Consider the following 7,093-nt stretch of genomic DNA (forward strand, 5'->3'; position numbering starts at 1 on the left):
GTACTACCCGATGAATTACAGGTAAAAAAAACCTCTACCCTGAGAAGAGATACAGAGTAGAGGAAATACGGGTGTAAAGGACATATTTATAATTTTAATGATAACAGAAGAGTCTCTTGCAGAAACAAGTATACACATTCTTCACCATAGAGAGAATTCTTAAACAGAAATAATTTACAGAACATCATCCTGCGATAGCTATAATAAATACTGCTTATCATAAATAAAACAATCAATCCCGACACGCTTAAATCAGGCTAATATATTAGCGTGTAATATAAGAACGAAGAATGCAGAATAACTCAAATCCATATTTTTTAAAGCCATTTAAATATAAAATATTTTAATGATTTAATATGTTAATAACATTACAACAATTTAAAGCTATTCGATGCGACGGGATGTCCTTCCAGGTCATTTTCCGTTGCAGGTCACACTTTTACTGGCGCAAGATTCCCATCCAACATTCCACTGCTATCATACACCGTGTAAATACCTTTCAACTCAACCCGAGGCTTTGATGCTGGAGAATGTCATCATCAGATAATCAGTTTGCCGACCTTATCAGGCCGGACTGGTTATCAATGCGCTGAAATCGAATGCGGACACCGCTGTGTGTTTGCACGTTTTGCACATGATGATTAAACAGGTTTCCCAGTATGAATTTATCCCGTCAGGAACAACGTACCTTACACGTTCTCGCCAAAGGTGGCCGCATTGCGCACGTCCGCGACAGCGCTGGCCGCGTCACATCCGTTGAATGTTATAGCCGTGAAGGATTGCTGCTCTGCGACTGCACGCTTGAGGTGTTTAAAAAGCTCAGAACCAAAAAGTTGATCAAATCCGTCAATGGTCAGCCCTACCGCATCAACACCACCGGATTAAACAATGTTCGCGCCCAGTTAGATAATCGCTAAGGAGAGAGTGATGGATATTCCCAAGATTTTTACGATCAGCGAAAGCGCTCATCGCATTCATAATCCGTTCACCGCGCAAAAATATGCCACATTAGGTCAGGCGCTACGTATGACGCCAGGAACCCGTGTTCTGGATCTGGGCAGTGGTTCCGGTGAGATGCTCTGCACCTGGGCACGCGACCATGGCATTACGGGGATCGGTATTGATATGAGCCAACTGTTTAGCGCACAAGCCAGACAACGCGCGGAACAGTTGGGCGTCACCGATCGCGTGAGCTTTATCCATAACGATGCGGCAGGTTATGTCGCGGATGAAAAATGCGATATCGCTGCCTGCGTCGGCGCAACGTGGATTGCAGGCGGTGTCGCCGGGACAATCACGCTGCTGGCAAAGAGCCTCAAACCTGGCGGAATCATCGTGATCGGTGAACCGTACTGGCGTCAAATGCCCGCCGCAGAAGATATTGCCCAGGCATGCGGAGCCGGCTCGGTGGCCGATTTTCTTTCCCTTGCCGACCTCGTTTCGTTTTTCGACAAACTGGGCTACGACCTGGTTGAAATGGTGCTGGCAGACCAGGAAGGCTGGGATCGATACGAAGCCGCTAAGTGGTTGACGATGCGTCGATGGCTGGAGGCGAACCCAAATGATGACTTTGCGCAGGAAGTCAGAGAGCAACTGAGGACGTCACCGGGACGCCATGTCACCTTCACCCGGGAATATCTCGGCTGGGGAGTATTCGCACTCATGCAACGGTAATTTTTTGCAGTCGGTATAGCCGGATGGGTTATACCGACCTGCAAAGCCGGTACCCGTTACTTCATTAATACTTCAACAAATTTAGCCAACCAGGCAGGATGAGCAGGCCATGCCGGCGCGGTAATCAGATTACCGTCGACGTGCGCCTGGTCAATCCCGATATCGGCATAATGCCCACCGCTCAACCGAACTTCTGGCGCACACGCTGGATACGCGCTGCAGGTCCGGTTTTCTAACACTCCGGCTGCCGCCAGCAGTTGCGGGCCATGACACACCGCGGCGATAGGTTTACCCGCAGAGTTAAAGTCTTGTACCAGTTGAATGACATCCGGATTCAGACGTAAATACTCCGGCGCCCGCCCGCCAGGGATCAACAAGGCATCATAATCCGCCTCGCGCGCATCAGAGAAATTCGCATTCAAGGTGAAGCGATGCCCGGGTTTCTCACTGTAGGTCTGCGCCCCATCAAAATCGTGAATGGCGGTCTGAACGTAGTCACCCTGACTTTTATCCGGACAGACGGCATCCACACGATGCCCAAGCATTTGCAAAGCCTGAAAAGGCACCATCGTTTCATAATCTTCGACATAATCTCCGACCAGCATCAGTATCTTCTTCATGCACATCCCCCACTCACGGTTATTAATGATGAGAAATAACGGCCATCTTTACTATAGTCCACACGGTTCATGGCATTAATAAATACAACAGAACAACCGGCCAGATCACAATCCGCGACAAGGCCCGTCAGACGAGGCTTCAGAGCCAACGGCGTGACACATGTTCATGCTGATAAATATAAATTATATATAAATATATAGTTGAGAAATTTTAATAGTAGTCAATTTCACTCATAATATAAAACTAAGAGATTGCAACGAATATCTCCTGTGCTATATTCCGCATGAAACTTACCCGCAATCAATTTATTTATTATTCAATATTTAAAATACGCAGAGCATTAATTATCTATTATTATTTTATTCATCCAATATCAGATAAATATACGCAAAGGTTAATCCCATGATAACAAGACGTTCATTTGTCAGGCAGAGCCTGGTGACGTCAACGAGTATGCTACTCGCCAGCATGACGGGTATCAGTTTAAGCCATGTTGCCCGCGCAGCAGAGAGCCGCCGCTGGCAGATGCCGGATGAAGGAGCACCTCATGCTGCCACCTGGATGGCGTTTGGTGCCAGTGTGGCTATCTGGGAACCTCACCTGCTTCCCGTGGTACGGAAAAATCTGGCGCTGGTCGCGAACACCATTGCCGCCTTTGAACCCGTGAATATGCTGGTGCGCGAAGAAGACCACGCGCTCGCGGCAAAACTATGTGGGCCATCAGTTAACCTGCTGGTTCATCCAATTGACGATCTGTGGATCCGCGATACCGGACCAGTATTTGTGAAAAGCCCCCACGGCATGCCCGGTGGCGTTGGATTTAACTTCAACGGCTGGGGCGAGAAGCAGGAACACGATCGCGATGCCGAAGTGGCTGAATTTGTCACAGATTATGCTAAAGCTGAATTTATCCGCTCAACCTTGATCCTTGAAGGTGGCGGGATAGAGGTAGACGGCGAAGGGACAGCCATTATTACCGAAAGTTGTGTTCTCAATCCCAACCGCAACCCGGGCGTCAGTAAAGTTGAATGTGAAGCCGAATTAAAGCGCCTGCTGGGACTGGATAAGATCATCTGGCTACCAGGTATTGCCGGAAAGGATATTACCGACGGCCATACGGACTTTTACGCCAGATTCACACATCCGGGTACGGTAGTAGCGGGTCTTGAGCAGGACCCAACATCGTTTGACTACGCTGTAACCCGGCGACATCTGGAAATCTTACGCACAGCCACAGATGCAAAAGGACGGCACCTGAACGTGATCACGCTGGAAGGACCATCAACTATTCGCCAGAGCTATGCGAACAGTGATTTTGCCGCCGGTTATATCAATTTCTATCTGTGTAATGATGCGGTCATTGCGCCGGAGTTTGGCGATAAACGCACGGACCGTAACACGCGCGATATTTTGCAGGAGCAATTTACCGGGCGTGAGATTATTCAATTGAATATCGACGGTATCGCGGCCGGTGGCGGCGGTATTCACTGTGCGACCCAGCAACAGCCGCGTTAGCGGCTACTCCTTCTTTGCTAATAAAGCGGTGTATTAAAAATAAACGGCAGGTCAATTTATAGGCATCGATAATGAATAAAGCATGGGCTGCGCGGTTTACAGCATGCAAGAACCTTCACTCATACCGAGAGGACAGGACCATGAAGATGCACGCCATGACGAAAATACTGCCGTTGATTTGCCTGATCTCAGGCGGGTTGCTCTACTCCGCTGCAGCCAGCGCCATGGGAAATGACGATACCACCACCCCAACATGCCCGAAGGGTCAGGTTTACGACAACAAAACCCAAAAATGTTTGCCCGAAAAAAGCAGCATGATCGACGATCAGGATAAAACGCAGTATGCGTATCACCTGGCGAAAACCGGCCATTATCAGGATGCCATCAATTTACTCGATACCTTACAGCAGCCCAATACGCGTGAAGCCTGGAACTATCGAGGCTACGCGACACGCAAGCTAGGGCGTACGGATGAAGGGATAAGTTACTACCAACGATCGATTGCCCTTGATCCGCACTATGCGAAAGTGCGCGAATATCTTGGGGAAGCATGGATGGTTAAAGGCCGCCCCGACCTGGCGAAAGCGGAGCTGGCAACCATTAAGAATATCTGCGGCACCCAATGCGAAGAGTATCGCGATCTGAAAGCCGCGATCGACGGACACCCAGAGTCATAGACCGGAAGATCCAAAAAAATCACCGTCAACGATGCGCATTTTCAATGGATACAGCCGTTGGATCGCATCGTCGACATACCGTTTATTACCTCAGAAATTCGCGGAGAATGTAGGCAGTTCACAACTCTGTCGTCCCTTGATTACGGTTCGTATTTTCGCATGATAGGCTTTTCAGATGACCCTTTCTGCTCTGGCCGCTGCGGACTACATGAAACTCAGATTGCCCTTTCAGGTAAAGCTGTTCCTCTCGCTGGTGGCTTTTTCCTGCCTTCTGCTGGCGCTGCTTGGCGTATTGCTGTTTCACTTTATCGACCGTCAGTTGCACCACGATTTGGGCCAACGCGCGCGAGTACAGGCCAGCGAAATTGCCCTGATTCCCGGTCTGGCAGAAAAAGTACAGCAGCGGGATATTCTCGGTATCGCACAACTGATTCAGCCGCTGCGCGCCGAAAGCGACGCCAGCTATATTGTGATTGGTGATGCGCGTGAACAGCATCTTTACCACTCAGAATCCCCGGAGCGCCTTAACCTGCCGATGATCGGCGGCGACAATGCTGATGTACTGAAGGGCAAAACCATTATCACTGTGCGTAAAGGTGGGATCGGTGTCTCGTTACGCAGTAAAGCACCTATTTTCGATAGCCATCATCAGGTAATCGGCATTGTCTCCGTCGGTTACCTCACCTCCTACATCGCCAATATCAACGCCCGCCTGCTGTGGCGCACCGGAATGTACGGCCTTGCCCTGCTGCTGCTGCTGTTTATTTTTTCCTGGTTACTGACCCGTACGCTGAAAAAACAGATGTTCGGCCTGGAACCCAAAGATATCGCCCAGTTGGTGCTACAGCAAAAAGCGCTGCTGGAGGCGATGTACGAAGGAGTCTTTGCGGTCAATGCCGATAAACAGCTCATCCTCATCAATCGTGCCGCCCGGGAGGTGCTCAATATTCGCCAGAGTGAACAAGCGCTGCTCGGCAAGCCATTGGATGAGGTGATTCAACTGCCGCCGTCATTTTTCGCGCCTGGCAATACCGCTTATGACAGCCGCCATCACGATCATATTACCGTCCTGAATCAACGGGAAACCATCGTCAACCGCGTGGCTATTGAAGTCGAGCCGGGCACCCAAAGCGGTTGGGTATTCAGCTTCCGCGATAAGAACGATATCAATACGCTCAGCAGTCAACTCAGCCAGGTGACACGCTATGCCGATAACCTGCGCATCATGCGCCACGAGCAGCTCAACTGGACGGCGACGCTCGTCGGTCTGCTGCAGATGCAGCGCTATGACGATGCGCTGCGTTATATTCAGGTACAGTCAGAGGGGGCCCAGCAGGTGCTGGATTTCCTCTCCAGGCAGTTTGTCTCTCCGGCGCTGTGCGGCCTGCTGCTGGGGAAATATGTCGGTGCCCGCGAGAAAGGTGTTGAGCTGGTTTTCGACCCCGCCTGTCAGCTCTCGCGCCTACCGGAAGGGCTGAGCGAAACGGAGCTGATGTCAGTAATTGGTAATCTGGTGGACAACGCTGTCGATGCCACGTTGAAAACGCCAGCACGTACCGCGCCGGTGGAAGTGTATATATCGGATCGCAACCACGAACTGGTGATTGAAGTGGCTGACCGGGGCTGTGGCGTTGATGAGGCCATGAAGCCGCATATTTTTGAGCAAGGCTTTACCAGTAAACCCACTGACAGCAGTGAACTCACCGGTTCAGAACATGGTATTGGCCTGTACCTGGTCGCGAGCTACGTTCGTCGGGCCGGTGGCAGCATCGAAATAAGCGATAACATCCCGCAGGGGACCGTATTTTCGGTTTTCATCCCGTTCCAGATTTCTCTTTCGACAGGACCTTCCCATGACTGATATCCGCCCTCTTGAGGTTGTTATTGTTGAAGATGAGCCGCATCTCGCACAGTTGCATCGGGAGTTTATTGAGCAAAACTTCCATCTGCGCATCGTGGGAATCGCGGGATCGCTGGAACAGGCCCGCGAACTGATCCTCCGTCATCAGCCACGTCTGCTGCTGCTGGACAACTATTTGCCGGACGGTCAGGGCGTTGAGCTTATTGATAGCCCGCTGCTCAAACAGTTTGAGTGCTCGGTGATATTCATCACCGCCGCCAGCGATATGCAAACCTGCAGCCATGCTATGCGCAGCGGCGCGTTTGACTACCTGCTAAAACCCGTATTTTCCCACCGTCTGCGGGCCTCGCTGGAGCGCTTTATGCTGCTGGAGCACACGCTGCGGCAGGTGAAAGTGGTGGATCAGCACGCGCTGGATAAGCTGTTCAATTTGCCTGCCGGGGAGTCTGCGGGGCAGCCGTCGACCAAGGGGATTGAGCCTGCGACGCTGGCGCGGGTGCAGCGGATTTTTAGCGATCATCCGGCGGTGAGTTGGTCGGTTGAGCAGGTGGTCGAGGAGGCGGGGATCAGTAAAACGACGGGGCGTCGGTATCTGGAGTACTGCGTGGAGATTGGGTTTGTTGTGATTGAGATTCAGTATGGGAGTATTGGGCATCCGCGGCGGTTGTATCGGAAGGGGGCTGACTGACAACTCCGTAGGCCGGATAAGCGAAGCGCCATCCGGCAGTGTTCCGTATAGTGCCGG

The 7,093-nt window shown here is 51.1% G+C and carries 7 protein-coding genes; 6 read left to right on the plus strand and 1 reads right to left on the minus strand.

Features of this window, described 5'->3' with window-relative positions; all coding sequences use genetic code 11:
• The first annotated feature begins 659 nt into the window (after window positions 1–659).
• Both FDX03_RS02660 and FDX03_RS02665 read left to right on the plus strand, forming a co-directional pair.
• Entirely contained in the window at window positions 660–917 is a 258-nt protein-coding gene (locus tag FDX03_RS02660) for a YjhX family toxin (RefSeq protein ID WP_048212521.1), read from the plus strand.
• A gap of 10 nt (window positions 918–927) precedes the next feature.
• Window positions 928–1,674, plus strand: coding sequence for a class I SAM-dependent methyltransferase (locus FDX03_RS02665; protein WP_061067359.1), 747 nt, complete (start codon window positions 928–930; stop codon window positions 1,672–1,674).
• 56 nt (window positions 1,675–1,730) lie between these two features.
• Here the strand turns inward: FDX03_RS02665 and FDX03_RS02670 are convergent, their stop codons facing one another.
• Window positions 1,731–2,300, minus strand: coding sequence for a DJ-1/PfpI family protein (locus FDX03_RS02670; RefSeq protein WP_048212523.1), 570 nt, complete (start codon window positions 2,298–2,300; stop codon window positions 1,731–1,733).
• A 397-nt stretch (window positions 2,301–2,697) separates the two neighbouring features.
• On the opposite strand from FDX03_RS02670, the gene FDX03_RS02675 reads away from it, so the two are divergent.
• The 4 genes from FDX03_RS02675 to FDX03_RS02690 all read left to right on the plus strand — a co-directional run bounded on the left by FDX03_RS02675 (window position 2,698) and on the right by FDX03_RS02690 (window position 7,036).
• On the plus strand, window positions 2,698–3,810 hold the full coding sequence (locus FDX03_RS02675; RefSeq protein ID WP_137345446.1) for an agmatine deiminase family protein: 1,113 nt from the start codon (window positions 2,698–2,700) through the stop codon (window positions 3,808–3,810).
• Between the two features lie 140 nt (window positions 3,811–3,950).
• Window positions 3,951–4,487 carry a tetratricopeptide repeat protein gene (locus tag FDX03_RS02680; RefSeq protein ID WP_061067356.1) on the plus strand — a complete coding sequence of 179 codons (537 nt, stop codon included), beginning with the start codon at window positions 3,951–3,953 and terminating at the stop codon, window positions 4,485–4,487.
• A gap of 208 nt (window positions 4,488–4,695) precedes the next feature.
• Complete coding sequence (locus FDX03_RS02685) at window positions 4,696–6,348, plus strand: sensor histidine kinase (RefSeq protein ID WP_137345458.1); 1,653 nt, start codon at window positions 4,696–4,698, stop codon at window positions 6,346–6,348.
• The gene (locus FDX03_RS02690; protein WP_137345447.1) at window positions 6,341–7,036 is read left to right on the plus strand and encodes a response regulator; all 696 of its coding nucleotides are present in this window, start codon (window positions 6,341–6,343) and stop codon (window positions 7,034–7,036) included. Before FDX03_RS02685 ends, FDX03_RS02690 begins: the two co-directional genes overlap by 8 nt.
• Window positions 7,037–7,093: the final 57 nt, after the last annotated feature.

It is taken from the genome of Citrobacter sp. wls827, from assembly GCF_005280875.1.
In the GTDB taxonomy this organism is placed as follows: Bacteria; Pseudomonadota; Gammaproteobacteria; order Enterobacterales; family Enterobacteriaceae; genus Citrobacter; species Citrobacter youngae.